This is a genomic window from Mycobacterium sp. NPDC050041 (assembly GCF_049541695.1).
In the GTDB taxonomy this organism is placed as follows: domain Bacteria; phylum Actinomycetota; class Actinomycetes; order Mycobacteriales; family Mycobacteriaceae; genus Mycobacterium.
In genome coordinates this window covers 572,521-597,951 of sequence record NZ_JBMVDG010000002.1, presented here as the reverse complement: position 1 = coordinate 597,951, position 25,431 = coordinate 572,521, and the positions used below count along the sequence as shown (strand labels likewise).

Sequence of the window (25,431 nt, the reverse complement as noted above, 5' to 3'; positions counted from 1 at the left end):
CGCCAGCGCGCGCAAGTAGTTTCGCCGAACGGCGGTCCCCCTTGGTGCTGCTAGCTCGCAGCCACCTCACATGTCCATGAGTCATTCAAAATGTCGGACCACCTCCCTTCCTGTGTACGAGCGACCATACCGACGGCCCGGCGGCCCGACAAGCAATTTTCGTTTCGCGCTCAGCGATCACAGACGATCGCGGCGTCGACCAGCCCGGACAGCTCGGCGGCCAACGGCGACGGCGGCAGCGGCCTGCCGTCGAGGGTGTGCACCCGGGCGGCGAGCGTGATGCTGGAGATCAGCCAGACGCCGTGCGCCGCAGCCAGATCCGCGGGCCGCAGCGCGCGGTAGTCGCAGTCGAAGCCCTTGTTGCGGGCGACTTCGAACAGTGCCTTCGCCGTGGTGCCCCGCAGGATCGGATACCAGGGCGGCGGCGTCAGCAGCACCGGGTCGTCCGGCTCGCCCGCGGCGATCACCACCGTCGAGCGCGGCCCCTCGAGCACGTAGCCGTCGGAGCTGACGAAGATGACGTCGCCCGCGCCGTGGCGTTCGGCGTGCCGCAGCGCGGCCATGTTCACCGCGTAGGACAGGGTCTTGGCACCGGCCAGCAGCCACGGCATGTCCGCCGCGCCGGCCGACAGCCCGCGGTCGAGCAGCATGGCGGCCACACCGTCGCGGCGCGCCACGGCCACCCGGGCGGCCAGCGCGCCGACGGTGGCGTACGCCGTCGGCTCCGAACCGCTCTCCCGCCCGCGGCTGTACACCAGGCGCAGCACGCCTTCGCCCTCGTGGTCCGCCGTCCACGCCGCGGTGGCCGCGGCCACCGCGGCGCGCCAGCGGTCGAGATCGGGTGCGGGCAGGTCGGTCATCTTGGCCGACTGGGTCAGCCGCGCCAGGTGCGCCTCGAGCAGGCACGGCGCGCCGTCGCGGATCAGCAGCGTCTCGAAGATGCCGTCGCCGCGCACGGCGGCGAGATCGTCGGCGTGCAGCAGCGGCGCATGCGGGTCGTGCAGCGTGCCGTCGAGGGTCACCACGACCGCGGGTTGGCTGCCCATGGCCGGTTAGCCTAGCGCTCGTACAGTTGACGGTATGTCCGCAGTTCCCGTGCCCGAGGGCAGTCCCGATGCCGGCGCAGTCTGGCATCACGGTGATCCGTTCGGCGAGCAGCGTGCCGCCGCGCACGACGCCGTCCTGGTGGACCGCTCCCACCGCGGCACGCTCGCACTGACCGGCGCCGAGCGCCGCAGCTGGCTGCACAACATCTCCACCCAGCACGTCAGCGAGCTGCCCGACGGCACGGTCACCGAGAACCTCAGCCTCGACGGCCAGGGGCGCGTCGAAGATCACTGGCTGCAGACCGAACTCGACGGCACCACCTACCTCGACACCGAGCCCTGGCGGAGCGAGCCGCTGCTGGCCTACCTGCGCAAGATGGTGTTCTGGGCCGACGTGCAGGTCGAGCCCGCCGATCTGGCGGTGCTGTCGCTGCTCGGTCCCGCACTGGGCGACACGCCGGTGCTCGACGCGCTCGGCGTCGATTCGCTACCGGCGGAATCAACGGCGGTGGCCCTCGACGGCGGCGGATTCCTGCGCCGGCTGGTGGCCGACGGTCTCGAGATCGACGTCGTCGTGCCGCGCGAACGGGCCGCCGAATGGCGGGCCCGGCTGACCGCGGCGGGTGTGCGCCCGGCCGGCGTGTGGGCCTACGAGGCGCACCGCGTGGCGGCCGGGCGGCCCCGGCTCGGCCTGGACACCGACGAGCGCACCATCCCCCACGAGGTGGGCTGGATCGGCGGTCCCGGCGTCGGCGCCGTCCACCTGGACAAGGGCTGCTACCGCGGTCAGGAAACCGTCGCCCGGGTGCACAACCTGGGTAAACCGCCCCGGATGCTGGTGCTGCTGCAGCTGGACGGATCGAGCGACCGGCCGGCGACGGGCGATCCGGTGCTGGCAGGCGGACGGGCCGTCGGCCGTCTCGGCACGGTGGTCGACCACGTCGACGAGGGCCCGATCGCGCTGGCGCTGCTGAAGCGGGGCCTGCCGGTCGACACCGCACTCGCCACCGGCGGCGCGGCCGAGGTCGCCGCGGTGATCGATCCGGCCTCCGTGCCGGCGGCCGACGCGACGGGGGCGGGCCGGCTCGCCGTCGAGCGCCTTCGCGGCGGCGCGCGGTGAGGGTGGTCACCCAAGGCAGGGCCTACCAGCAGACCGCAGCCGGGCACGGTAAAGTGACCGCAGGACAATAAACACACTCAGATCGGAGCCGCCTGCTCGCTGGGCCGCTCCGTTATTGCGCGAGGGGGTCCCCCCATGGGCCGCGGCCGGGCGAAGGCAAAGCAGACCAAGGTTGCACGTGAGCTCAAGTACAGCTCACCGCAAACCGATTTCGAGCGGCTCCAGCAGGAGCTGGGCGGCGGGTCGAGCTCTCCTGGAAACAGCGACGGGTACGAACCCGAGGACGCTGGAAACTACCTCGACGACGACGACTGGCGCCGCTAGTCCCCTTGTTTCAGAACCGCGGGTGCTGACCGACCAGGTGTGCCCGCGGTTCGTCCTTACCGGCCTTCTTGACGGTGCCGAGCGTCCAGCAGTCGAGATGACGGGCAGTCAGAATGGCCAGCGCACGGTCGGTGTCCTCCGGCGCGACGACGGCCACCATGCCGATTCCCATGTTGAACGTCTGCTCCATCTCGGCGCGGTCGACGCGGCCGCGCTGCGCGATCATCTGGAACACCGGGGCCGGCGTCCAGGTGCCGCGGTCGAGTTCGGCTGACAGCCCGTTGGGCACGACGCGTTCCAGGTTGCCCGCCAGCCCGCCACCGGTGATGTGGCAGAACGTGCGGACCTGGCTCTCGGCCGCCAGCGCGAGGCAGTCCTTGGCGTAGATGCGGGTGGGTTCGAGGAGTTCTTCGCCGAGTGTGCGGCCGAACTCCTCGACGTGACCGGCCAGGTTCATCCGGTCGATCTCCAGCAGCACCTTGCGGGCCAGCGAGTAGCCGTTGGAGTGCAGCCCCGACGAGCCGAGGGCGATGATCACGTCGCCGGGTTTCACCCGGTCCGGGCCCAGCACGTCGTCGGCCTCGACGATGCCGACGCCGGTGGCGGAGATGTCGTAGTGGTCGGGCGCCATCAGGCCCGGATGCTCGGCGGTCTCGCCGCCCAGCAGTGCGCAACCGGCGATCACGCAGCCGTTGGCGATACCGGAGACCAATTCGCTGACCCGTTCGGGCACCGTGCGGCCGACGGCGATGTAGTCCTGCAGGAACAGCGGCTCTGCGCCGCAGACCACCAGGTCGTCGACGACCATGGCGACCAGGTCCAGCCCCACGGTGTCGTGTTTGTCCATGGCCTGGGCGACGGCGAGCTTGGTGCCCACACCGTCGGTCGACGAGGCCAGCACCGGCTCTCGGTAGCCGCCACGCAGGGCGAACAGCCCGGCGAAGCCGCCGAGGCCGCCGCGGACCTCGGGCCTGGTGGCCTTCGCGGCGAGGGGCTTGAACAGTTCGACGGCGCGGTCACCGGCTTCGATGTCCACCCCGGCCGACGCATAGGAGATGCCGTGTTGTTCGGCGCGATCGGTCATCGAAGGAAAGGCTACCGGTACCGGCCGCGGCACGGTACGCGCCTCGAGTCATCGCTGCCTGCGCGTTTCCCCGCCGTGCGGCCCGCGGTGTGACACCGTGACCCGGCATGGACAACTTTCACCGGTCGGCGGTGGCCGCGGCGGTGTCGGTGCTCGCCGCCACGGCACTCGCGGCGCCGGCCGCGGCCACCCCGCCACGGGACACCGATGGCGTCGTGACCTGGGAGATGACCGACGGCGCCGCCCCCACCGGCACCGACTACATCTTCCGCCGGATCACCATCGCGCCAGGCGGCAGCACCGGCTGGCACTCCCATCCCGGGCAGCTCTTCGGCACGGTGAAGGAGGGCATCCTGATGCACAACCGGGCCGACTGCACGATGGACGGCCTCTACGTCGCCGGTCAGGAGATCGCCGAGAAGGGCGGTCCGGGTTACGTCCACATCGGCCGCAACGTCGGGCCGACGCCCCTGGTGCTGGAGATCCTGTACGTCAATCCGGCCGGGGTGCCGCTGTCACAGGACGCACCGGATCCGGGTTGCGGGTTTGCCTGACCCCTGAAACGGTCATCCGGCGGCGTACCGGCTTCGAATACCTGGAGACGGCTGAACGAGAGATGGAGACCGCGGGTGCCCGCTGAACAGATCCGCTGCCTGGTGACCGGCGCCACCGGTTACATCGGTAGCCGCCTGGTGCCCCGACTGCTCGACGAGGGCCGTCAGGTCCGCGCCATGGCCCGTACGCCGGAGAAGCTGGACGACGCCGCGTGGCGCGATCGCGTCGAGGTGGTGCGCGGCGATCTCACCGAGCCCGACTCCCTGGTGGCCGCGTTCGAGGGCATGGACGTCGTCTACTACCTCGTGCACTCGATGGGCACGTCGAAGGATTTCGTCGCCGATGAGAAGCGCTCGGCGTCCAACGTGGTGGCCGCGGCGAAGAAGGCCGGTGTCACGCGGATCGTCTACCTGAGTGGCCTGCATCCCAAGGATGTGGCGTTGTCCCGTCACCTGGCATCACGTACCGAGGTCGGGGACATCCTCATCGCCTCCGGCATCGAGACCGTGGTGCTGCAGGCGGGCATCGTCATCGGCTCGGGTTCCGCGTCGTTCGAGATGATCCGCCACCTCACCGACCGCCTTCCTGCCATGACCACCCCGAAGTGGGTGCACAACAAGATCCAGCCGATCTCGATCGACGACGTTCTGTACTACCTGACCGAGTCCGCCACCGCCGACATCCCGGAGTCACGGACCTGGGACGTCGGCGGACCCGATGTCCTGGAGTACGGCGACGCGATGCAGGTCTATGCGAACGTCGCGGGTCTCCGGAAGAGATTCATCGTCGTGATGCCATTCCTGACGCCGTCCATCGCGAGTTGGTGGGTGGGTCTGGTGACCCCGATTCCGTCTGGTCTGGCCCGGCCCCTGGTCGAGTCGCTGGCGCACGACGCGGTGATGGCGGAGCACGACATCGACGCGGTCATCCCGCCGCCACCGGGCGGTTCGATGTCCTACCGCGAATCGGTGACCGAGGCGCTGCAGCAGGATGGCACCGCGTCGACCGGCGGGCGGCGCCACCTGGTGAAGTTCAGTCCGACTGCACCGCAATAACTTTCAGGGGCGACGCACGGCTGAGGCGTTGTCGTTCTCGATCGACAGCGGCAGCCCGTTGCGTGCGGCCGTGGCCAGCATGTGTTCGATGACGTTCTTGCCCAGTGCGGTCTCACCCGGCAGCTCGATCGGGTACTTGCCGTCGAAGCACGCCGAGCACAGCCGCGACGCGGGCTGTTCGGTCGCCGCGATCATGGCGTGCTGGGAGATGTAGCCGAGGCTGTCGGCGCCGATCGCCCGGCGGACGGCTTCGAGTGTCTCGTCCTCGTCCTCGACGGCGTTCGCGATGAGCTCGGCGGGGGTGGCGAAGTCGATGCCGTAGAAGCAAGGCCACTTCACCGGCGGTGAGGCGATCCGCACGTGCACCTCGAGCGCACCCGCCTCGCGCAGCATCCGGATCAGCGCGCGCTGCGTGTTGCCCCGCACGATCGAGTCGTCGACGACGATCAGCCGCTTGCCGCGGATCACTTCCTTGAGCGGGTTGAGCTTGAGCCGGATACCCAGCTGCCGAATCGTCTGCGACGGCTGGATGAAGGTGCGGCCCACGTAGGCGTTCTTCATCAGGCCCTGGCCGTAGGGGATCCCGGAGCCCTGCGCGTACCCGACGGCGGCGGGTGTCCCCGATTCGGGGACCCCGATCACCAGGTCGGCGTCGACGGGCTTCTCGGCGGCCAGCCTGCGGCCGATCTCGACGCGGGTGCCGTGCACGGACCGGCCGCCGATGACGCTGTCCGGCCGGGCGAGGTAGACGTACTCGAAGACGCAGCCCTTGGGCGTCGGGTTGGCGAACCGGGTGGAGCGCACCCCGTCGGCGTCGATGGCCAGCAGTTCGCCCGGCTCGATGTCGCGAACGAACGACGCGCCGACGATGTCGAGCGCGGCGGTCTCGGAGGCCACCACCCACCCGCGGTCCAGGCGGCCCAGCGACAGCGGGCGTACGCCGTAGGGGTCGCGTGCCGCATAGAGGGTGTTCTCGTCCATGAATGTCACGCAGAACGCGCCGCGGACGGTGGGCAGCAGCGCGAGCGCGGCCTGTTCGAGCGTGCTGTCGGCCGCGCCGTGGGCGAGCAGGGCGCCGAGGATGTCGGAGTCCGTGGTGGCCGCGCCGGGTGTGCGGGGGTTGATCAGCCCGGCGTCGCGGGCGCGCGCGGCGAGTTCGGTGGTGTTGACCAGGTTGCCGTTGTGGCCGAGCGCGACCCCGGTGCCCGCGGCGGTGTTGCGGAACACCGGCTGGGCGTTCTCCCACGTGGTCGACCCGGTGGTCGAGTAGCGGCAGTGGCCGATTGCGACGTGGCCGTCCATCGCGGCCAGCGTCTGCTCGTCGAAGACCTGACTGACCAGGCCGAGGTCCTTGAACACCAGCACCTGCGAACCGTCCGCGACGGCGATGCCCGCGGCTTCCTGGCCGCGGTGCTGCAGGGCGTAGAGACCGTAGTAGGTGAGTTTCGCGACGTCCTCGCCCGGTGCCCAGACACCGAAAACGCCGCACTCTTCCTTGGGGCCCTCTTCGGGCTCGAGGTCTGTCTGGCCGGTCACGTTAGGGGCTGCTCCGTGGGGGCGTTGGGTGACATGACCGAGCATACGGTCAATCGCGGGTGTTCGAGGAATCGCGGCGGCAGTGTCGCCGGTGGATCTCAGTGGCACAACGCCGTCGCGAGTGCAGGTCATTCCCGGGACACCGTCCGCGGAAGGCCGTGGCTGGTGTGGCGAAACTAACTCTCCAGCGCCACCACGGGGAGCCACTGCGCGATCTCGCCGGCCCGCGATCCGGACAGGGTGATGTCGTGTGCGGCCGCCGCGGCGTCGACGGTCGTCAGCCCCGTCGCCAGCCGCAGCCAGGTGCGCCCGTCGGTCTCGACGACGTTGGGCGGGTTGCCCCGGGTATGGCGCGGGCCGGAGATGCACTGCACCGCAACGAAGGGCGGGACGCGGACTTCGACGCTGGCGCCGGGCGCCGACGCGGCGAGGGTGCGGGCGGTGAGGCGCACCGCCTCGGCGACGTCGGTGCGCGACGGTTCCGCGCGGGTGGCGTCACGCAGCCAGTCGGCGACCGCCACGACGGCGGCGCGGGTCTTTGCCGGATCGGGACTACGACGGGTGGCCATATCTTAGGGTCGCAAAGTGATTGATCTTCACCACCACCCGCCGTACAAAACGGCGGGTGCGGTGTTGATCGCACTGATGGTCGTCGTCGGCGTGCTGTTCTCCCTGCAGTTCCGAGGCGCGTTCACACCGAGGGCCGAGCTGACGGTGGTGTCCTCACGCGCGGGGCTGGTGGTCGATCCGGGGTCGAAGGTGACGTTCAACGGGGTCGAGATCGGCAGGGTCACCGGTATCGGCACCGTCGCCACCGACGACTCTCAGCAGGCCCGGCTGTCGCTGGACGTCGATCCCCGCTACCTGGGTCTCATCCCGGCGAACGTGGTGACCGACATCAACGCGAGCACAGTGTTCGGCAACAAGTACATCGCCTTCAGCTCACCGAATGATCCTGCCGCGCAACGCCTTTCGGACGGCGACGTGGTGGTGGCCTCGTCGGTGACCACCGAGTTCAACACGGTGTTCGAGACGGTCACCGCACTGGCCGAACAGGTCGACCCGATCAAACTGAATCAGACGCTGAGCACTACGGCGCAGGCGCTGACCGGGCTCGGCGACCGGTTCGGCAACTCGCTGACCGACGGCAACGCCATCCTCGAGAACCTCAACCCGCGGATGCCGCAGCTGCGCGAGGACATCACGAACCTGGCCGACCTCGCCGACGTCTACGCCGACGCCTCGCACGACCTCTGGGACGGCCTCGACGACGCCGTGCTGACCGCCCGCGCGCTGAACGACCGGCGTGCCGACGTGGACGCCGCCCTGCTCGCCTCGATCGGGTTCGCGAACACCGGCGGCGAAGCCTTCGAGCGGGCCGGTCCGTACTTCGTGCGGGTGGCCGAGGATCTGGGGCCGACGGCCAAGCTGCTCGACGACTACCGCGGCATGATCTTCTGCACGATCCGCAACTATCACGACGTCGCTCCGGAGATCCAGCGCACCCTCGGCGGCGACAACGGGTTCTCGCTGCGGTCGGCAGGTGCGCCCACGGGAGCGGGCAACCCGTACATCTACCCCGACAACCTGCCCCGGGTGAACGCCCGCGGCGGTCCCGGTGGCAGGCCCGGGTGCTGGCAGAAGATCACCCGCGAGCTCTGGCCGATGCCCTACCTGGTGATGGACACCGGATACAGCATCGCCCCGTACAACCACATGGAGATCGGCAAGCCGTTCGCGATCGACTACGTGTGGGGCCGCCAGTTCGGCGAGCTCACCATCAACCCCTGACCCCCGGTTGTTGACATCAAGTTTCCTTGAGGTTCTACGTTGGCGGCCATGACGTTCAAGCCACACGAGATCGCCTTCCTGCGTGACGCCGACCTGGGTCGGCTCGCCACCGTCCAGCCCGACGGCACCCCGCAGAACAGTCCTGTCGGTTTCACCTACAACGACGAACTCGGCACCATCGACATCGCCGGCTACCGGATGTCGCGCAGCCAGAAGTTCCGCAACATTGCGCACAACGCCCGCGTGGCGTTCGTCGTGGACGACATCTACTCGCGCGACCCGTGGCGGGTCCGCTGCCTGGAGATCCGCGGCACCGCCGAGCAGGCGCACACCGCGCCGTCACACGGCGGTTCCGGCGACGAACTCGACCCCGCGATCATCCGCGTGCATCCCCGCCGCATCATCAGCTTCGGCATCGACGACACCGAGACCGCACCGCACGATCTCGTCGCCGACATCCGCGACGTCTGACCGCCAGCGCGGCGACGGCGCCCGCCTCGTTGACCGCGAGGTGCGCCAGCATCGGCGCGGCGAGACTGCCCGAGCGTTCGGCGAGCAGGGCGAACCCCCAGCCGGCCAGTCCGGTCGCCACGACCACGGCCGGTACCGGCTGACCGGCTGCCCGCGCGTCGGCGATGTGCGACAGCCCGAACGCCGCGGACTGCAGCAGCCGCCCGCCGTCCGGCCCGAACCCTTCGGCGGCCAGCGTTGCGAGCGCGGCGCGGAACGCCGTCTCCTCGGCCCACACCGTCCCGAGTGGGATCCGCAGCAGCAGCCAGCGCACCGGGCGGTCCGGCACCTTCTGGTCGGCCATCGCCGCGCGCACGACGGGCAGCGCGGCCGCCGCCCCGACCACCGCCGCCACGACGGCGACCACGGCCAGTCCGTGCCGCAGTCCGCTCCGTAGCTCGGGCGGGCGCAATCCCAGCGGCGCGCGGGTGAGCCGGACCAGTGCGGTGCCGAAGGCGGCCTGCACGAGCGGGTGCCAGCGCGCAGGCAGCCGCGGGCTCACCAGGCCCTTGAGCGCAACGAGGATGACGGCGAGCGCCACCGCCCGAAAACCGGCCGGCGACACTAGTATTCGGGCCCATCGGCGGCGGACTTCTCCAGGGCCAGCCGGATGCGCGCGGTGTCCTCGGCGGTCCAGCCGTCGGGCGGCGCGACGGCCGCCCAACCGTCGAGCACCGAGTCGCCGTAGTTGTGGCCGTGCCCGCCCGGCACCCCGGCGGCGTTCGTCATGTCGGCGCCGACCTGCCAGAAGGTGACGATCGGGTACCAGCGCATCGACGCGGTGCGGTCACGACCGGGCGCCTCCCTCAGCCAGTCGGGCCGGGAGAACAGCAGATCCGGCGACCACCACACGATCGGATCCGACGGGTGCTGCAGGAACAGCACGCGGGTGCCCTCCCACGGCGCGGCGGTGTCCGCAGCGATCTCCTGCGGACCGGTCGCCTCCGAGAAGCGGACGGTGCGGCCGTTGTCGTAGCGCGGGGCGACCTCCGGAGTGCCGGGATCGCGCCGCTCGATGATGGCCCGCCACAGCGGGCTGGCGTTGGGCGGGCCCACCCAGAGCACCGAGGAGAATCCCATCCTGGCGATGTCGGGCAGCCACGCGAACGCGCCCTGCCCACCCATCGATCCGAGACTCTCGCCGTAGAGCACCAGTTCGGGTCGCCGGTCTGCGGGGCGCCGCTCCCAGCGCTCGTGGATCGCGTCGATCATCAACCGGCCGGTGTCCATCGACTTCTGCCGGTCACCCAGGAACGAGATCCAGCTCGGCAGGTAGGAGTACTGCATCCCGACCATCGCCGTGTCGCCGTTGTACATCAGTTCCAGCGACCGCGCGGCCACCGGGTTGATCCACCCGGTGCCGGTGGTCGGGACGATCACCAGCACCTGCCGGTCGAACGCGCCGGTGCGCTCGAGTTCGCTGAGCAGCAACGCGACTCGCTGCTCGTCGGTGTCGGCGGACTGCAGCCCGGCGTACACCCTGATCGGCTCCAGGGCAGGACGCGCGTTGACGGCTTCGAGCTCGTCGGCGTCCGGCCCGGAGGCGACGAAGTTGCGGCCCTGAAAGCCCAGGGAGTCCCACGACGCGAAGGACTCCGGGCTGCCCGAGCGTTGCGGTTGCGTCGGCGCCACGATGCCGTCGCGGGTGGTGGTGTTCTGCGGCTGGAACACCCGGTTCGCGCCGGCCAGGAAGCCGCGCAGCAGCACGCCGTTGACCAGCGTGATCACCAGCACCACCACGATCGCGGTGCCGATGAACAACGCCACCTCCTGGTGCAGGTGCCAGCGCCTGATCAGCGCGCGGGCAAGCACTTTCACCGCGTCGAGCAGCACCCGGGTGACCGCCACACACGCGGCGCCGACCAGCACGGCGATGATCAGCGTGCGGGAATGCCCCAGCGTCGTGGGGCCCTCCACGCCGGTCACCGCCGACACCTGCCGCTGCCACGCGGCGGCGGGCACCAGCATCGCCACACTCGCGACGATCGCCAGCACCACCGTCAGACCTTTGGCCCGGTACAGCGCGCGCTTCGGTGGCGGCCAGCGCCGGGAATGGCGAAGAACGAAGCGGTGCAGCATCGTCGCGGTGAACACACCGATCCCGTAGCCGATGGCGCCGTTGATGCCGCCGATCAGACCCTGGAACAGCCAGTCCCTCGGCAACAGCGACGGTGTCAGCGACAGGCAGAAGAACAGTGCGCCGAAGGCCATGCCGACGAAGTCGAGGCGGACCAGGCTCCAGGCCCAGATCAGCAGTGGGTGGCGCGAACGGCGCTGTTGCGCCTCGGCGAATCGCTCGCCGGTGCGGTCGTGGGTCGGTGCACTCACCCGAACAATCCGGGCAGCACGCCCTCCGACGTGCTGCGCAGATCCGCCAGGGTCACACTGAACTGGTCCTGCACCTCGACGGCATCGCTGCCGTCGTCGACCACGCCGATGCGGGTGGCGGGCAGGCCGCGGGCCTCGCACATCGACCGGAACCGGCTCTCCTCGGTGCGCGGCACGGCGACCAGCACCCTGCCCGCCGACTCGGAGAACAGCGTGACGAAGGGGTCGGCACCGTCGGGAAGGATGACGCGGCAACCGGTTTCGCCGGCCAGCGCCGCCTCGACCACGGCCTGGATCAACCCGCCCTCGGACAGGTCGTGCGCCGCGGAGACCAGGCCGTCGCGCGACGCGGCGGTCAGCACCTCGGCGAGCAGCTTCTCCCGGTCGAGGTCGACCCGCGGCGGCGTGCCACCGAGGTGCCCCGCGGTGACCTGCGCCCAGATGGAGCCGTCGAATTCGTCGCGGGTGTCGCCCAGCAGGATCAGCGTCTCACCCGGTTCGGTGCCGACGCCGGTGGGGATGCGGCGCTTCACGTCGTCGATCACGCCGAGCACGCCCACCACCGGAGTGGGCAGGATCGGGGTGCTGCCGGTCTGGTTGTAGAAGCTGACGTTGCCGCCGGTGACCGGAATGCCCAGTGCCGCACACCCGTCGGCGAGCCCGCGGACCGCTTCGGAGAACTGCCACATCACCCCGGGGTCCTCCGGCGAGCCGAAGTTGAGGCAGTTGGTCACGGCGACCGGGGTCGCACCGGTGACGGCGACGTTGCGGTAGGCCTCGGCGAGGGCCAGTTGCGCTCCCGCATAGGGGTCGAGCGCGGTGTAGCGGCCGGAGGCGTCGGTGGAGACCGCGATGCCGCGGCCGGTGGCCTCGTCGATGCGCAGCACACCGCCGTCGGCGTGTTCGGCGAGCACGGTGTTGCCGCGCACATAGCGGTCGTACTGCTCGGTGATGTACGCGCGGCTGCACAGGTGCGGGCTGCCCACCATCGCCAGCAGGGTGGCGCGCAGATCGTCACCGGTCTGCGGACGGGGCAGTCCGGCGGTGGTGTCGGCGATCAGCGCGTCCTGGGTGTCGGGGCGGGCCAGCGGTCGCTGGTACACCGGGCCCTCGTGCGCCACGGTGCGCGGCGGGACGTCGACGACGGTCTCCCCGTGCCAGGTGATCTCCAGCCGGTCACCGTCGCTGACCTCCCCGATCACGGTGGCCAGCACCTCCCACTTGCGGCACACCGCCAGGAACGCGTCGACGTTGTCGGGGGTGACCACCGCGCACATGCGTTCCTGCGACTCGCTGGACAGCACCTCCGCCGGCGTCATGTTCTTCGCCCGCAGCGGCACGCGGTCCAGCTCGATACGCATGCCACCGTCGCCGGCTGAAGCCAGTTCAGAAGTGGCGCAGGACAATCCGGCGCCGCCGAGGTCCTGGATGCCGACCACCAGGCCGGCGGCGTACAGCTCGAGGCAGCACTCGATGAGCACCTTCTCCATGAAAGGGTCACCGACCTGGACGCTGGGCAGCTTCTTGCGTCCCGGGCCCGATCCCTCGTCGCCGCCGAAGGTCTCCGAGGCCAGCACCGACACCCCGCCGATGCCGTCCAGACCGGTGCGCGCGCCGAACAGGATGATCTTGTTGCCGGTGCCGGACGCGAACGCCAGATGCAGATCCTCGGTGCGCATCGCGCCGACGCACAGCGCGTTGACCAACGGATTGCCCGCGTAGGACGAGTCGAAGACCGTTTCGCCGCCGATGTTGGGCAGGCCGAGCGAATTGCCGTAGCCACCGATGCCGCGCACCACACCGTCGAGCACCCGGCGGGTGTCGGGGGCGTCGGCCGCCCCGAAACGCAGCTGGTCCATCACCGCGACCGGGCGGGCGCCCATCGCCATGATGTCGCGCACGATGCCGCCGACGCCGGTGGCCGCGCCCTGGTAGGGCTCCACGTACGAGGGATGGTTGTGGGACTCGACCTTGAAAGTGACCGCCCAGCCGTCACCGATGTCGACGACCCCGGCGTTCTCGCCGATGCCTGCGAGCATGCCGGCGCGCATCTCGTCGGTGGTGGTCTCGCCGAAGTAGCGCAGATGCACCTTCGAGGACTTGTAGGAGCAGTGCTCGCTCCACATCACCGAGTACATCGCCAGCTCGGCGTCGGTGGGCCTGCGGCCGAGGATCTCGCGGATCCGCTGGTACTCGTCGTCCTTGAGGCCCAGCTCGCGGTGGGGCTGGGGTTGGTCGGGGCTGGCTGCCGCCCGCTCGACGGTGTCCAGTGTGGGTCCGACCTCCTGCGTCACGGGGATCAGTCTAATTCCCCTGTCGGCCCCTAGCCTCCGGCTGGGGACCCCGCCGCTCCTGCCCACCGCTCCGCGCGTGCGCGCGGGCCACGGCGGGAGCGCCCAGTCCGTGCAGCACCACGCTGCCCAGCACGGTCACCACCATCGCCAGCAGCACCTCGTGTTCGGCCGTGTCGGACAGCGTGTTGAAGGCGAGCAGACCGAAGACGATGGACGTGGTGCCGCGGGGTCCCAGCGCGCCGAGCAGCCACCGCTCGCGCCAGTTCGGTCGCGAGCCGAGCAGGCCGATGAGCATCGGCACCACCCGCACCGCGGTCAGCGCCAGCAGGCAGAAGACCACCATGCCGATGGACGCGCCGGACTGCAGCGCCACCACCGCCGCGGCGCCGAACACGAACCACATGCCGACGGCGAGCAGGAAGCCCACATCGTCGACCAGTTCGAGTTCGCGACCGATGTCGGCCGAGTGCCGCAGGTTGCGCAGCGCCAGGCCACAGACGAAGGCCGCCACGAAGCCGTTGCCGTCGACGCCAAGGCTGAGCCCGAACGCCATCAGCGGGGCGGCCACCAACAGCCAGCGCTTGGAGTGCTCGGTCATCAGGCCCCGGCGGTCGGCCGCATTGGACAGCACGGCCAGCGCCGCCCCGACGGCGAGGCCGACCAGGATCGCCTTGATCGCCTGCGGCACCGCCGATCCCAGTGCCGCCAAGGGATTGTCGGCGTCGCCGCCCTCGCCGGCGAGCACCAGGGCGAAGATGAAGATCGGCGAGACGATGCCGTCGTTGTAGCCGGCCTCGACGTTGAGCAGGTTGCGCACCCGTTCGGGGATCCGCTGGTCGCGCAGGATCGACGTGGCCGGCGCGAAGTCGATCGGCACCACGATGCACGCGATGATCAGCAGTACCGTCCATGACAGCCCCGGCAGCAGCCACAGCCCGAGCAGCAGGGCGGCACCCAGGCTCAGCGGCATCACGATGAACAGCACCCGCAGCGCCGACCGCGGTTCCCGGCCGAACAGGCCGCCGCGTACGTCGGTGGCGTCACGAACAGCAGGATGGCGAGGATCACCTCGGCGATGTGCTCGGCGGCGTCGGTGTTCAACGACGCCGCCACCTGGTCCCGGGTCGCGAAGCCGACGGCGATGCCTGCGAGCACCAGCACCATCGGTGCGGTCAACCGCCAGGACTCCAGCCGCCGGGCCAGCAGCGACCAGCCGGCGAGCACCACGGAGACCGCGATCAGTGACAGCAGCACGGGCGCGATCTTTCCAGCCCGCTCGCGGCTAACCCTCCGCGATACAGAACGCGTTGCCTGCGGGGTCAGCGAGCACCACCCAGCGGAACTCCTCGCCGAAGCTGTGCCGACCCGTCTCGCTGGCGCCGAGGTCCACCAGCCTGGCCACCTCCGCCTCCAGGTCGGCGGCCGCGAAGTCCACGTGCAGGCGGTTCTTGCCCGGCGTCGGGTCGGGCACCCGCTGGAAGCCCAGTTGCGGACCGTTGGCCTGCGCGACGAGCACGAATTCGCCTGGCACGACGGCGTTGACGTCGCCGCCCACCGCCCCGGCCCACCACGCGGCCAACCCGTCGGGGTCGTCACAGTCGAAGGTCAGCGTCTCCACTCTGAGTGCCATGCACCCGACCCTAGGTCAGCCCACCGACAACCGATAGACGCGCCGGGCGTTGTCGCGCAGCACGGCGTCCTCGTCGAACGCGTCGCCCAAGACCTCGCGCAGGATCCAGATGCTTTCCGGCAGCGCCACATTGGGCTTGTCGATCGGGAAGTTCGACGACCAGAACGTGCGCTGCGGCCCGAACACCGACTGCAGGTGGGTGATCAGCGGTGCGGCGAGGTCGCGCAGTCGTTCACGCGGCACCGGTCCGGCGCCCAGCACCGGCATGCCGAGGCCGCCGAGCTTGGCGACGACGTTGGGCAGCTCGGCGAGTTCGGCGACGTCGTCGCGCCAGCGGGCCACGATGTCGTCGCGCTGGGCAGGGGTCGTGCCGGTGCGCCTGCCGCGCGGGCCGAGCGCACCCACCGGCGTCGCGAAGTGGTCGAGCACGAAGGTCGTCTGCGGGTACTCGCGGGCAAGCGTCACCGCGTCGGGCAACTGGTGGCTGTAGACCCAGATGTCGTAGGTCAGGCCGCGCTCGGCCACCGCCGCGAAACCACGGAGGAAGGCCGGTTCGGCGAGCAGGTGCGGCGACGGCGTCCAGTCCATCACGCCCGGGTCGTCGTGGTGGGCGGCCAGGCAGCGCACGCCCCGCACCAGCGGGCTCGCCGCCAGGTGGGCGTCGAGCACTCGACCGACACCGGATTCGCGGGGGTCGGCGTGCACCACGATGGCCCCGAGGGCGGGTGCGCCGTCTCGACCGAACGGCAGTGCTGCCACCCATCGCGTCTCGTCCACCGCGCCGAGCGGATCCTTCGACTCCCAGCCGGCCTGGATGTGCACCACGGTGCGCACCCCCGCGGCCGCTGCGTCGTCACGGTAGTCGTCGGGCAGGTACCGGTCGAACAGGTACTGCGCATCGCCGACGAACTCGCGGTTGCTGCGCGGGAACACCCGCACCAGCACCGGCATCACCGGCGGCGCGCGGCGCACCACCTTCGCCACCGTCGACACTTTGCGCGGGGTGGTGAACGGGTCCCACTGGTGGATGTGCGCGTCCACCACGTCCTGTGCGGTCACGGGTTCACTGTTGCGCCCTCACCGCGCATCGGCAGGCGAATCGGAGAAATCAGGCGGGCGCCAGGAACGCCTGCAGCGCCGCCGAATACGCCGCGACGTCATGGGCGCCCATCAGCTCGCGCGCGGAGTGCATGGCGAGCTGGGCGGCACCGACGTCGACGGTCGGGATGCCGGTGCGCGCCGACGTCATCGGGCCGATGGTGGACCCGCACGGCAGGTCGGCGCGGTGCTCGTAGCGTTGCAGCGAGACGCCGGCCTGATCGCAGGCGAGCTGGAACGCCGCGGCGGTGCGGCTGTCGGTGGCGTAACGCAGATTCGGCTGGACCTTCAGCACGGGGCCGGCGTTGACCTCGATCAGATGCAGCGGCTCGTGGCGCTCGGGATAGTTCGGATGGGTGGCGTGCGCCATGTCGCCGGAGGCCACCACCGACCCGGACAGCCTGCGCAGCAGGTCTTCGCGAGCGCCGCCCGCCACCAGCGTGATTCGTTCCAGCACGGTCGGCAGCAGGTCGGACTGCGCGCCGTGATCGGACGTCGACCCCACCTCCTCGTGGTCGAACAGTGCCAGCACCGGCACGTTCCGACCGCCCGCGGTGGTGGCGAGGAACGCCTCAAGCCCGGCGTAGCAGGTGCCCTGGTTGTCCAGCCGCGGCGCACTGACCAGTTCCTCGTTCGCGCCGACGAGCCGCGAACCCGCGAGGTCGTGGGTCATCAGGTCCGCGGCGAGCACGTCGCCCGCCGCGACGCCCGCGTGGTCGGCGACGTACTCGAAGAACGAGCGGGTTCCGCTGCCCACGCCCCACACCGCGTTCAGATGGCGCTGCGGGTCCAGGGTGACGCCCTTGCGGTCGTCGGACAGGTGGATGGCCAGCTGCGGCACCCGCAGGATCGGCTCGTCGACGCGCACCAGCACGTCCCGCACGCCGCCGATTCCCCGGTCGCTGCGCACCGAGAGCCGGCCGCTGACCCCGAGGTCACGGTCCAGCCACGAGTTGAGCCAGGCGCCGCCGTAGGGCTGCAGCGCCACCACCTGCCAGCCCGAGACGAATCGGTCGGGGTGCTGCTTGACCCGCAGGTTGGGGCTGTCGGTGTGGCCGCCGACGATCCGGAACGGCGCACCGGGATCGTCACCCGCCCGCCACGCGACCAGCGATCCCGCCCGCACCGTGAAGTAGTCCCCCGGCTCGGTCGGCCAGGCGTCGGACTCGGCGAGTTCGGTGAAGCCCGCGGCCCGCAACCGTTCGGCCACGGTGACGCAGACGTGGAACGGTGACGGCGAGGCATCGATGAACTCACACAGGTGCTGGGGGCTAGCTGCCATCTTTCAAGTTTGACGGGCGATTTCAATGATCTTGACGCTAGGGTCCAGTTGTGCCCGATCCACAGCCGCAACCGGTGCTGGCGCCGCTCACGCCGGCCGCCGTCTTCCTGGTCCTCACCGTCGACGACGGCGGCGAGGAAACGGTGCACGACGGGCTCGCCGACATCTCAGGCCTGGTGCGCTCCATCGGCTTTCGTGACCCGGCCAAGCGACTGTCGGTGGTGGCCTCGATCGGGTCCGACGCCTGGGACCGGTTGTTCTCCGGCCCCCGGCCCGCCGAGTTGCACCCCTTCGTCGCGCTGCACGGTCCGCGCCACGACGCCCCATCGACGCCCGGCGATCTGCTGTTCCACATCCGTGCCGAATCGATGGACGTCTGCTTCGAACTGGCCACCAAGCTGGTCGAGGCGATGGCCGGCGCCGTCACCGTCGTCGACGAGGTGCACGGCTTCAAGTTCTTCGACAACCGGGACCTGATGGGTTTCGTCGACGGCACCGAGAACCCGGACGGCCCGCCGGCGCGCAGCGCGACGCAGATCGGGGACGAGGATCCCGATTTCGCCGGCGGCTGCTATGTGCACGTCCAGAAGTACCTGCACGACATGGGCTCGTGGAACGCGTTGCCGGTCGGTGAGCAGGAGCGGGTGATCGGGCGCACCAAACTCGACGACATCGAGCTCGACGATGCCGCGAAGCCCGCCAACGCGCACATCGCGCTCAACGTGATCACCGACGAGGCGGGCAACGAGCTGAAGATCGTGCGGCACAACATGCCGTTCGGCGAGATCGGCCGGTCGGAGTTCGGCACCTACTTCATCGGCTACTCGCGCGCCGCGGCCGTGACCGAGCGGATGCTGCACAACATGTTCATCGGCGATCCGCCCGGGAACACCGACCGCATCCTCGACTTCTCCACCGCCGTGACGGGCGGCATGTTCTTCTCCCCCACGATCGACTTCCTCGACGACCCGCCGCCGCTGCCCCACGCGGTGAGCGTTCCGGCGGCCTCCCCCGCGCCGGCCCCCGCCTACGCCGGTTCCCTGTCGATCGGCAGCCTGAAAGGACAGTCCTGATGAACAACCTCTACCGCGAGCTGGCCCCGGTCACCGCCGAGGCGTGGCAGCAGATCGAAGAGGAGGCGACCCGAACGTTCAAGCGCCACATCGCCGGTCGTCGCGTCGTCGACGTGAGCGAGCCGGGTGGACCGGTGACCGCCGCGATCAGCACCGGCCACCTGATCGACGTGACCTCCCCGGGTGACGGCGTGTCGGCACACCTGCGCGACAGCAGGCCGCTGGTGCGGCTGCGGGTTCCGTTCACGGTGTCGCGCAGCGCGATCGACGACGTCGAACGCGGCTCGCAGGACTCCGACTGGGATCCGGTCAAGGACGCCGCGAAGAAGCTGGCGTTCGTCGAGGACCGCGCCATCTTCGAGGGCTACCCGGCCGCGTCGATCGAGGGCATCCGCGGGTCGAGTTCGTGCCCGAGCCTCAAACTGCCCGCGGATCCGCGGGAGATCCCCGACGTCATCACCCAGGCGCTGTCGGAGCTGCGGCTGGCAGGCGTCGACGGCCCGTACAGCGTGCTGCTGTCGGCCGACGTGTACACGCAGGTGAGCGAGACGACGGTGAACGGCTATCCCATCCGCGAGCACCTCAACCGGCTCGTCGACGGCGACATCATCTGGGCGCCCGCGATCGACGGCGCGTTCGTGTTGTCAACCCGCGGTGGGGATTTCGATTTGCAGCTCGGCACCGACGTGTCGATCGGATACCTGTCGCACGACGCCGACACCGTGCAGTTGTACCTGCAGGAGACGCTGACGTTCCTGTGCTACACCGCCGAGGCGTCGGTCGCCCTGACGGCCTGAGCGGTTCGCGCGGTGCTCAGGCCTGGGCGAGCACCGCGTCGAGCGCGGAATAGAACAGGCCGAGGCCGTCGTCGGACGGACCGGTGAGCGCCTCGGTGGCGTGCTCGGGGTGCGGCATCAGGCCGACGACGCGGCCGTCGGCCGAGCTGACGCCCGCGATGTCGCGCATCGACCCGTTGGGGTTGTCGCGGTAGCGGAACACCACCCGGCCCTCGCCCTCGAGTTCGTCGAGCGTCTTCTCGTCGGCGACGTAGCGGCCCTCCCCCGACTTGAGCGGGACGAGGACGTCGGCACCCGCTTCGAAACGGGTGGACCACGCCGAGGACGTCGAGGCGACCTCCAGCCAGATGTCGCGGCACACGAAGTGCAGTCCGGCGTTGCGGGTGAGCGCACCGGGCAGCAGACCCGCCTCGCACAGCACCTGGAAGCCGTTGCAGATGCCGAGCACCGGCAGCCCTTCGCGGGCCTCGCGGACCACCTCGCCCATCACCGGCGCGAACTTCGCGATCGCGCCCGCGCGCAGGTAGTCGCCGTAGGAGAAGCCGCCGGGCACCACGACCGCGTCGACCCCCTTGAGGTCGGCGTCGGCATGCCACAGGCTGACCGCCTCGGCACCGGACAGCCGCACCGCGCGGGCCGCGTCGATGTCGTCGAGGGTGCCGGGGAATGTGATGACCCCCACACGCGCCGTCATGCCTGCTCCCTGCTGACCGACCAATCCTCGATCACCGTGTTCGCCAGCAGCGATTCGGCGAGCTCGGCGATCGTCTCGTCGGTCACGCTGTCGTCGACCTCGAGCTCGAATCGCTTGCCCTGCCGAACATCTGACACTCCGGAGATGCCGAGGCGACCGAGCGCACCGACGATCGCCTGCCCCTGCGGATCGAGGATCTCCGCCTTGGGCATCACATGCACCACCACCCTTGCCACGGGACAACTGTACCGGCGTCGGCCGTGCGTCCGCCCTACCGGCACGAGTCGATGTAGGCGACGCACAGCGGGGCGGCCATCGCGTCGAGCACATCGGTGTCCGCCACGGCCGGCCACGGGCGGGCCTGGCGGTCGGTCGACCACAGCGCCAGCTCGCTGATCGTGCCGCTACGCGGGTCCACCAGCAGGTACTCGCGCAGTGTCGATCCCCCCGCGTCGCTGATCACCGCGGCTTTGCGCGCCGGTTCGGCGGTGGTGAGCGACGGCGACGTCTGCGGAGCGGTCAGCTGGCACCGGCGCAGGGCGGCGACACCGGCGTCGTAGACCTCCTCGGCCGTCTCTCCGGCCCGCCACGCCTCCCCGCGCCAGTGCATCACCTGTGCCTGCAGGTGCCACAGGCCGTCGGGCGAGGTCACGACGGCGCGGGACGCCACGGCGTAGGCACGCGCGTCGTCGACCGGCGGCGAGGCGCATGCCTCCTCGAACCGGAACCGTGGCGCGGTCACGGGCGTGGCGACGGCCCCCAGTTCGGGCCAGCGGTACGCGTCGTGCAGCGGGATGGAGGTCGGGGCGATCCAGGCCGACTGCGGAATCCGGTCGCAGAAGGGCGGGCAGTCGAGCGGGGCGGCGGCCACCTGACCTGGCGCGAACGCCAACCCGCAACCCGCCAGCACCGCCGCCAGCAGAATTCGCATCGAGAACCCCCGCGCTCATGCCCCGCCCGAGCGCCACAATATAGGCATGCAACTGACGCATTTCGGCCATTCCTGCCTTCTCGCCAGCTTTTCCGCCGGATCCGGGGACTCCGGGGCCGAGACGACGGTGCTGTTCGACCCCGGCACGTTCTCCCACGGCTTCGAGGGCATCACCGGTCTGTCGGCGATCCTGATCACCCACCAGCATCCCGATCACGCCGACACCGAGCGACTGCCTGCGCTGCTGGAGGCCAACCCGCAGGCCGCCCTGTACGCCGATCCGCAGACCGCCGAGCAGCTCGGCGACCCGTGGCGGGCCGTGCACGTCGGCGACGAGTTCGGCATCGGCCACCTGCAGGTGCGTGGTGTCGGCGGCACGCATGCGGTCATCCATCCGGAGATCCCGGTGATCGACAACATCTCCTACCTGCTCGGCGACGGCGATCACCCGGCGCGGCTCATGCATCCGGGCGATGCGCTGTTCGTGCCCGGTGAGCCGGTCGAGGTACTGGCCACTCCGGCAGCGGCGCCGTGGATGAAGATCTCCGAGGCGGTCGACTACCTGAGGGCCGTCGCGCCGGCACAGGCGGTGCCGATCCACCAGGCGATCATCGACCCGAGTGCGCGCGGCATCTACTACGGCAGGCTCTCGGAGATGACCGACACCGATTTCCGCGTGCTCGAACCGGAGAACGGCACCGCGTTCTGACCTCGGGCGAGCAGTCAGGCGATGTCGCGGGCGGCGCCGCGGCCCGCCGCTCGGCCGGAGAAGATGCAGCCGCCCAGGAAGGTGCCCTCCAGCGAGCGGTACCCGTGCACACCGCCGCCGCCGAAGCCGGCCGCTTCACCGGCCGCGTACAGCCCCGGGTAGGCCGATCCGTCGGCGGTCAGCACGCGGGAGTCGAGATCGGTCTCCAACCCGCCCAACGACTTCCGGGTCAGGATGTGCAACTTCACCGCGATCAGCGGCCCGGCCTTGGGGTCGGTCAGGCGGTGCGGGGCGACCACCCGGCTGAACCGGTCGCCGAGATACGCCCGGGCTCCCCGGATCGCGGTGATCTGACTGTCCTTGGTGAACCGGTTCTCCACCTCGCGGTCGCGCGCCGTCACCTCCGCGGCCACGGTGTCGTAGTCGAGCGGCACCACGGCGGGTACGCCGTTCATCCCGGCGACCAACTCCCGCAACGAGTTCGCGCTGACGAAGTCGACGCCCCGGTCGACGAACGCCTGCACCGGGGCCGGGGCGCCCGGTCGTACCCTGGCCAGCACCTGCCGCACGCTCCGACCGGTGAGGTCGGGGTTCTGCTCCTGACCCGACAGCGCGAACTCCTTCTCGATGATCCGCGCGTTGAGGATGAACCAGGTGTAGTCCTGCCCGGTGGTGCAGATGTGTTCCAGCGTGCCCAGGGTGTCGAAACCCGGGTACAACGGCACGGGCAGCCGTTTCCCGTTGGCGTCCAACCACAGTGACGACGGGCCGGGCAGGATCCGGATGCCGTGCAGCGGCCAGATCGGGTCGTAGTTGGTGATGCCCTCGGTGTAGTGCCACATGCGGTCGGCGTTGATCACCCGTGCGCCCGCGGCCTCGGTGATGCCGATCATCCGTCCGTCGACGTGGGCGGGCACACCGCTGATCAACTGTTCGGGCACCCGGCCCATCCGGGGTGGCCAGTTCTTCCGCACCAGGTCGTGGTTGCCGCCGATGCCGCCGCTGGAGACGATCACCGCCGATGCCCGGAATTCGAACTCGCCCACGGTGGTTCGCGACGACGGCGCACCCCGGACCGCGGTCGACGGTTCGAGTACGGCGCCACGCACGCCGGTGACCGTGCCGTCCTCGACGATCAACTCGTCGACGCGGTGCCGGTGTGCGAACCGCACCGTGCCCGGGGCGGCGCGCAGCCGCCGCTCGAACACTTCGACGATCGCGGGGCCGGTGCCCCAGGTGACGTGGAAGCGCGGCACGGAGTTGCCGTGGCCCGTCGCGCCGTAGCCGCCCCGCTCGGCCCACCCGACGAGCGGGAAGGTCTGCAGCCCGCGGGTCCGCAACCAGCTGCGCTTCTCCCCCGCGGCGAAGTCGACGTAGGCGTGCGCCCACTGCCGCGGCCAGTGGTCCTCGGGCCGGTCGAAGCCGGCCGAGCCGAGCCAGTCCTGCAGGGCGAGTTCGTAGCTGTCGCGGATGCCCAGCCGGCGTTGTTCGGGGCTGTCGACGAAGAACAGGCCACCGAACGACCAGTACGCCTGGCCGCCCACGTTGGCGGCGTTCTCCTGGTCGACGATCAGTACGCGCCTGCCCCGCTCGACGAGCTCACAGGCCGCGACCAGCCCGGCCAGCCCGGCCCCTACGACAATGACGTCAGCGTCCACAGGACGCTACGTTAGCCCCGGCCGCTGTGAGCAGGGCTCAGGCGGCAGCGGTGGTCAGCGCCGCAGGCGGCGCCCAGCGGTAGACCGCGGGCGCACACTGGTGCATCAATGCGAGGTCGACGGCGTCCAGCACGGCCTGCCGCGGGCCCGGCCGGCGCAGTTGCTTGGCCGACACCGCGAGCCGCACCATGCCACCGCGCCGGGCGGTGCGGTCTGCGGTCAGCACCAGCGTGCGGCACCACCACGGTTCGGTGAGGAAACCGGCGCCGATGCCGACGACCCGGGCGCGCACCGTCGTCTGACGCACCAGGTCGGTGATGCCGGTGAGGCCGGCGACCAGACGGAAGCCGTTGCGGGGCAGGGCAGTCGAGGTGCCCTGCGAGACGGTCCAGCCCGGGGCGGCGAACAGCCGCGTCCGCAGACCGAGGTGTTCGAGCACCCGGTCGGCACCCATCAGCCGCAGGTTGGCCTCGTGCGCGGGCAGGGTGGCGAACTCGCTGCGGCGCTGCTTGGTCGCGGCCTCGTCGAAGCCGTGCAGCACGATGGCCGCGCCGTCGGCACGGCGCTGCGTCAGCCAGCTCACCGTCGGCTCGTCGCGGTCCAGCCGGTAGCCGCCTTTGAGTCGGGGCGCCACCAGGAACGACGACGGCACGCCGCGCGCATCCAGCTCGGCGCAGAACGAGGCGACGTCGGGCAGCGTGCGGTCGCTGATATGGGCGATCGAGACGATCAGTTGTCCAGCCACGTGTGCAGTGTGGCAACGCCAGGTGTCGTGACGGTTGACGACACGTGGGCGGGAGTTGTCTATCGGGGCAAGACCGCTTCGATGGCGGTGATGACCTCGGGTGCGTCCGGCTCGGTGCGCGGACGGAACCGGTTGACCACCGAGCCGTCGGGTGCGATCAGGAACTTCTCGAAGTTCCACTGGATGTCGCCGGCGTCGCCGCCTGCGTCGGGGGTCTTCGTCAGCTCGACGTAGAGCGGATGCCGGTCCGGCCCGTTGACGTCGGCCTTGGCCAGCAGCGGGAACGTCACGCCGTAGGTCTTCGAGCAGAAGGTCTGGATCTCTTCGGCGGTGCCGGGCTCCTGGCCCATGAACTGGTTGCACGGCACGCCGATCACGGTCAGTCCGCGCCTGCCGTACTCCTGGGCCAGCCGCTCCAGCGCGCTGTACTGCGGCGTCAGACCACATTTGGAGGCGACGTTCACCACGAGCACCGCGCCGTCGGTGATCTCGGCGAGGTTGGTGGCGGTGCCGTCGAGCGTGGTCAGCGGGATGTCGGACAGCGACGTGTCAGCCATGACCGCACGCTACCGCAGCGCCCCCGTCACCGGCCGAACAGCATCGTGGCGGTACGGCGGGCGGTGGCGATCGGGTCGGCGTCGGTGTCGACGGCCTGGTTGAGCCAGAGCAGCGAGAAACCATGCACCAGCGACCACGCGGCGAGCGCGGCGGCCTCGGGGTCGGCCTCGGCACGGTCGTCGGTGAGGGTGCCGACGCCGCGGGCCAGCTCCGCGCCTGCGGCGGCCTGAGCCGCGGCGAGGTCGGGGTCGGCGGCGTCGAACAGCGATCGGTCGAACATCACCGCGTAGTGGCCCGGGTGGCTCAGCGCGAAGCCGACGTAGGCCAGGGCGGCGTTGACGAAGTCGGGTCTGGCCTGCTCGAGCGCCGCGGTGAGCAGCCGGAACCCCTCCGTCGCGAGCGCGGTGAACAGTCCGCGCCGGTCGGTGAAGTGGTGAGCAGGAGCCGCGTGCGACACCCCGGCGGCGCGGGCCAGTTCGCGCAGCGACACCGCGTCGGCGCCGCGCTCGGCGACCAGGTCCGCGGCGTGCCCGAGGATCGCGGCCTTGAGGTCGCCGTGGTGGTAGGTGGCCTTGCTCATCCGCTCAGTCTAGCCCACATCTTGACACTGCCT

Annotated in this window: 26 protein-coding genes and 1 pseudogene; 9 read left to right on the top strand and 18 right to left on the bottom strand. The window is 70.5% G+C overall.

Annotation, left to right across the window (positions count from 1 at the left end; translation table 11 throughout):
- Positions 1 to 170: 170 nt before the first annotated feature.
- Complete coding sequence (locus ACPCHZ_RS08160; protein WP_423484276.1) at positions 171 to 1,046, bottom strand: aminodeoxychorismate lyase; 876 nt, start codon at positions 1,044 to 1,046, stop codon at positions 171 to 173.
- A gap of 34 nt (positions 1,047 to 1,080) precedes the next feature.
- On the opposite strand from ACPCHZ_RS08160, the gene ACPCHZ_RS08155 reads away from it, so the two are divergent.
- Positions 1,081 to 2,166 (top strand): YgfZ/GcvT domain-containing protein, encoded by a 1,086-nt coding sequence (locus ACPCHZ_RS08155; protein WP_423484275.1) that lies wholly within the window; start codon positions 1,081 to 1,083, stop codon positions 2,164 to 2,166.
- Positions 2,167 to 2,301: 135 nt separating this feature from the next.
- Positions 2,302 to 2,490 (top strand): DUF3073 domain-containing protein, encoded by a 189-nt coding sequence (locus ACPCHZ_RS08150; protein WP_423484274.1) that lies wholly within the window; start codon positions 2,302 to 2,304, stop codon positions 2,488 to 2,490.
- 10 nt (positions 2,491 to 2,500) lie between these two features.
- Here the strand turns inward: ACPCHZ_RS08150 and purM are convergent, their stop codons facing one another.
- Positions 2,501 to 3,574: a phosphoribosylformylglycinamidine cyclo-ligase gene (gene purM, locus ACPCHZ_RS08145; RefSeq protein WP_364975590.1), complete on the bottom strand. Its 1,074-nt coding sequence runs from the start codon at positions 3,572 to 3,574 to the stop codon at positions 2,501 to 2,503.
- Between the two features lie 107 nt (positions 3,575 to 3,681).
- Between purM and ACPCHZ_RS08140 the strand changes: the two genes are divergently transcribed.
- Positions 3,682 to 4,128, top strand: coding sequence for a cupin (locus tag ACPCHZ_RS08140; RefSeq protein ID WP_423484273.1), 447 nt, complete (start codon positions 3,682 to 3,684; stop codon positions 4,126 to 4,128).
- Positions 4,129 to 4,203: 75 nt separating this feature from the next.
- Positions 4,204 to 5,184 carry an NAD(P)H-binding protein gene (locus tag ACPCHZ_RS08135; protein WP_423484272.1) on the top strand — a complete coding sequence of 327 codons (981 nt, stop codon included), beginning with the start codon at positions 4,204 to 4,206 and terminating at the stop codon, positions 5,182 to 5,184.
- A 3-nt stretch (positions 5,185 to 5,187) separates the two neighbouring features.
- Here the strand turns inward: ACPCHZ_RS08135 and purF are convergent, their stop codons facing one another.
- On the bottom strand, positions 5,188 to 6,765 hold the full coding sequence (gene purF, locus ACPCHZ_RS08130; RefSeq protein WP_423484271.1) for an amidophosphoribosyltransferase: 1,578 nt from the start codon (positions 6,763 to 6,765) through the stop codon (positions 5,188 to 5,190).
- A 131-nt stretch (positions 6,766 to 6,896) separates the two neighbouring features.
- Positions 6,897 to 7,289 carry a sterol carrier family protein gene (locus ACPCHZ_RS08125; RefSeq protein ID WP_364975598.1) on the bottom strand — a complete coding sequence of 131 codons (393 nt, stop codon included), beginning with the start codon at positions 7,287 to 7,289 and terminating at the stop codon, positions 6,897 to 6,899.
- Positions 7,290 to 7,305: 16 nt separating this feature from the next.
- Between ACPCHZ_RS08125 and ACPCHZ_RS08120 the strand changes: the two genes are divergently transcribed.
- Both ACPCHZ_RS08120 and ACPCHZ_RS08115 read left to right on the top strand, forming a co-directional pair.
- A complete protein-coding gene (locus ACPCHZ_RS08120; RefSeq protein WP_423484270.1) occupies positions 7,306 to 8,511 on the top strand; it encodes an MCE family protein in 1,206 nt (401 codons plus the stop codon).
- A gap of 48 nt (positions 8,512 to 8,559) precedes the next feature.
- On the top strand, positions 8,560 to 8,982 hold the full coding sequence (locus ACPCHZ_RS08115; protein ID WP_423484269.1) for a PPOX class F420-dependent oxidoreductase: 423 nt from the start codon (positions 8,560 to 8,562) through the stop codon (positions 8,980 to 8,982).
- Here ACPCHZ_RS08115 and ACPCHZ_RS08110 read toward each other — a convergent pair.
- The 7 genes and pseudogenes from ACPCHZ_RS08110 to ACPCHZ_RS08080 form a co-directional block, all read right to left on the bottom strand.
- Entirely contained in the window at positions 8,915 to 9,562 is a 648-nt protein-coding gene (locus ACPCHZ_RS08110; protein WP_423484268.1) for a CPBP family intramembrane glutamic endopeptidase, read from the bottom strand. The two genes, ACPCHZ_RS08115 and ACPCHZ_RS08110, sit on opposite strands and share 68 nt — an antisense overlap.
- Positions 9,563 to 9,585: 23 nt before the next feature.
- Positions 9,586 to 11,349, bottom strand: coding sequence for an alpha/beta hydrolase (locus ACPCHZ_RS08105; RefSeq protein WP_423484267.1), 1,764 nt, complete (start codon positions 11,347 to 11,349; stop codon positions 9,586 to 9,588).
- Positions 11,346 to 13,619 (bottom strand): phosphoribosylformylglycinamidine synthase subunit PurL, encoded by a 2,274-nt coding sequence (purL, locus tag ACPCHZ_RS08100; protein ID WP_423484681.1) that lies wholly within the window; start codon positions 13,617 to 13,619, stop codon positions 11,346 to 11,348. Before purL ends, ACPCHZ_RS08105 begins: the two co-directional genes overlap by 4 nt.
- A 34-nt stretch (positions 13,620 to 13,653) precedes the next feature.
- Positions 13,654 to 14,897 (bottom strand): annotated as a pseudogene (locus tag ACPCHZ_RS08095) (cation:proton antiporter).
- A 28-nt stretch (positions 14,898 to 14,925) separates the two neighbouring features.
- Positions 14,926 to 15,273: a VOC family protein gene (locus tag ACPCHZ_RS08090; protein ID WP_423484266.1), complete on the bottom strand. Its 348-nt coding sequence runs from the start codon at positions 15,271 to 15,273 to the stop codon at positions 14,926 to 14,928.
- Between the two features lie 15 nt (positions 15,274 to 15,288).
- Complete coding sequence (locus tag ACPCHZ_RS08085; protein ID WP_423484265.1) at positions 15,289 to 16,332, bottom strand: amidohydrolase family protein; 1,044 nt, start codon at positions 16,330 to 16,332, stop codon at positions 15,289 to 15,291.
- 49 nt (positions 16,333 to 16,381) lie between these two features.
- Positions 16,382 to 17,653, bottom strand: a complete 1,272-nt coding sequence (locus tag ACPCHZ_RS08080) for a M18 family aminopeptidase (RefSeq protein WP_423484264.1) — start codon at positions 17,651 to 17,653, stop codon at positions 16,382 to 16,384.
- Between the two features lie 50 nt (positions 17,654 to 17,703).
- Between ACPCHZ_RS08080 and ACPCHZ_RS08075 the strand changes: the two genes are divergently transcribed.
- Together ACPCHZ_RS08075 and ACPCHZ_RS08070 are read left to right on the top strand one after the other, a co-directional pair.
- Positions 17,704 to 18,726 (top strand): Dyp-type peroxidase, encoded by a 1,023-nt coding sequence (locus ACPCHZ_RS08075; RefSeq protein WP_423484263.1) that lies wholly within the window; start codon positions 17,704 to 17,706, stop codon positions 18,724 to 18,726.
- Entirely contained in the window at positions 18,726 to 19,523 is a 798-nt protein-coding gene (locus ACPCHZ_RS08070; RefSeq protein ID WP_364975621.1) for a family 1 encapsulin nanocompartment shell protein, read from the top strand. Before ACPCHZ_RS08075 ends, ACPCHZ_RS08070 begins: the two co-directional genes overlap by 1 nt.
- Positions 19,524 to 19,539: 16 nt before the next feature.
- On the opposite strand, the gene purQ is transcribed toward ACPCHZ_RS08070, so the two are convergent.
- From purQ to ACPCHZ_RS08055, 3 genes are read right to left on the bottom strand one after another with little or no spacing between them, the layout of a single operon-like run.
- On the bottom strand, positions 19,540 to 20,217 hold the full coding sequence (purQ, locus tag ACPCHZ_RS08065; protein WP_423484262.1) for a phosphoribosylformylglycinamidine synthase subunit PurQ: 678 nt from the start codon (positions 20,215 to 20,217) through the stop codon (positions 19,540 to 19,542).
- Complete coding sequence (gene purS, locus ACPCHZ_RS08060) at positions 20,214 to 20,453, bottom strand: phosphoribosylformylglycinamidine synthase subunit PurS (protein ID WP_423484261.1); 240 nt, start codon at positions 20,451 to 20,453, stop codon at positions 20,214 to 20,216. Before purS ends, purQ begins: the two co-directional genes overlap by 4 nt.
- A gap of 35 nt (positions 20,454 to 20,488) precedes the next feature.
- Entirely contained in the window at positions 20,489 to 21,148 is a 660-nt protein-coding gene (locus tag ACPCHZ_RS08055) for an ATPase (protein ID WP_423484260.1), read from the bottom strand.
- A 46-nt stretch (positions 21,149 to 21,194) separates the two neighbouring features.
- Here ACPCHZ_RS08055 and ACPCHZ_RS08050 point away from each other — a divergent pair, with 46 nt between their 5' ends.
- Positions 21,195 to 21,857 (top strand): MBL fold metallo-hydrolase, encoded by a 663-nt coding sequence (locus tag ACPCHZ_RS08050; protein WP_423484259.1) that lies wholly within the window; start codon positions 21,195 to 21,197, stop codon positions 21,855 to 21,857.
- Positions 21,858 to 21,871: 14 nt separating this feature from the next.
- On the opposite strand, the gene ACPCHZ_RS08045 is transcribed toward ACPCHZ_RS08050, so the two are convergent.
- Genes ACPCHZ_RS08045 through ACPCHZ_RS08030 form a run of 4 tightly spaced genes read right to left on the bottom strand, consistent with a single transcriptional unit; the run spans position 21,872 to position 25,398 of the window.
- Complete coding sequence (locus tag ACPCHZ_RS08045; protein WP_423484258.1) at positions 21,872 to 23,515, bottom strand: FAD-binding dehydrogenase; 1,644 nt, start codon at positions 23,513 to 23,515, stop codon at positions 21,872 to 21,874.
- A 37-nt stretch (positions 23,516 to 23,552) separates the two neighbouring features.
- Complete coding sequence (locus ACPCHZ_RS08040) at positions 23,553 to 24,260, bottom strand: DUF2334 domain-containing protein (protein ID WP_423484257.1); 708 nt, start codon at positions 24,258 to 24,260, stop codon at positions 23,553 to 23,555.
- Between the two features lie 59 nt (positions 24,261 to 24,319).
- Entirely contained in the window at positions 24,320 to 24,817 is a 498-nt protein-coding gene (locus tag ACPCHZ_RS08035) for a glutathione peroxidase (protein WP_423484256.1), read from the bottom strand.
- 26 nt (positions 24,818 to 24,843) lie between these two features.
- Positions 24,844 to 25,398, bottom strand: a complete 555-nt coding sequence (locus tag ACPCHZ_RS08030) for a TetR/AcrR family transcriptional regulator (protein WP_423484255.1) — start codon at positions 25,396 to 25,398, stop codon at positions 24,844 to 24,846.
- Between the last annotated feature and the right edge of the window lie 33 nt (positions 25,399 to 25,431).

Excerpts from the sequence above, each read along its gene's own strand:
- ACPCHZ_RS08160 (WP_423484276.1), bottom strand. The coding sequence starts at position 1,046 with ATGGGCAGCCAACCCGCGGTCGTGGTGACCCTCGACGGCACGCTGCAC.
- ACPCHZ_RS08155 (WP_423484275.1), top strand. The coding sequence starts at position 1,081 with ATGTCCGCAGTTCCCGTGCCCGAGGGCAGTCCCGATGCCGGCGCAGTC.
- ACPCHZ_RS08150 (WP_423484274.1), top strand. The coding sequence starts at position 2,302 with ATGGGCCGCGGCCGGGCGAAGGCAAAGCAGACCAAGGTTGCACGTGAG.
- purM (WP_364975590.1), bottom strand. The coding sequence starts at position 3,574 with ATGACCGATCGCGCCGAACAACACGGCATCTCCTATGCGTCGGCCGGG.
- ACPCHZ_RS08140 (WP_423484273.1), top strand. The coding sequence starts at position 3,682 with ATGGACAACTTTCACCGGTCGGCGGTGGCCGCGGCGGTGTCGGTGCTC.
- purF (WP_423484271.1), bottom strand. The coding sequence starts at position 6,765 with ATGCTCGGTCATGTCACCCAACGCCCCCACGGAGCAGCCCCTAACGTG.
- ACPCHZ_RS08125 (WP_364975598.1), bottom strand. The coding sequence starts at position 7,289 with ATGGCCACCCGTCGTAGTCCCGATCCGGCAAAGACCCGCGCCGCCGTC.
- ACPCHZ_RS08115 (WP_423484269.1), top strand. The coding sequence starts at position 8,560 with ATGACGTTCAAGCCACACGAGATCGCCTTCCTGCGTGACGCCGACCTG.
- ACPCHZ_RS08090 (WP_423484266.1), bottom strand. The coding sequence starts at position 15,273 with ATGGCACTCAGAGTGGAGACGCTGACCTTCGACTGTGACGACCCCGAC.
- ACPCHZ_RS08080 (WP_423484264.1), bottom strand. The coding sequence starts at position 17,653 with ATGGCAGCTAGCCCCCAGCACCTGTGTGAGTTCATCGATGCCTCGCCG.
- ACPCHZ_RS08070 (WP_364975621.1), top strand. The coding sequence starts at position 18,726 with ATGAACAACCTCTACCGCGAGCTGGCCCCGGTCACCGCCGAGGCGTGG.
- purQ (WP_423484262.1), bottom strand. The coding sequence starts at position 20,217 with ATGACGGCGCGTGTGGGGGTCATCACATTCCCCGGCACCCTCGACGAC.
- ACPCHZ_RS08055 (WP_423484260.1), bottom strand. The coding sequence starts at position 21,148 with ATGCGAATTCTGCTGGCGGCGGTGCTGGCGGGTTGCGGGTTGGCGTTC.
- ACPCHZ_RS08050 (WP_423484259.1), top strand. The coding sequence starts at position 21,195 with ATGCAACTGACGCATTTCGGCCATTCCTGCCTTCTCGCCAGCTTTTCC.
- ACPCHZ_RS08035 (WP_423484256.1), bottom strand. The coding sequence starts at position 24,817 with ATGGCTGACACGTCGCTGTCCGACATCCCGCTGACCACGCTCGACGGC.
- ACPCHZ_RS08030 (WP_423484255.1), bottom strand. The coding sequence starts at position 25,398 with ATGAGCAAGGCCACCTACCACCACGGCGACCTCAAGGCCGCGATCCTC.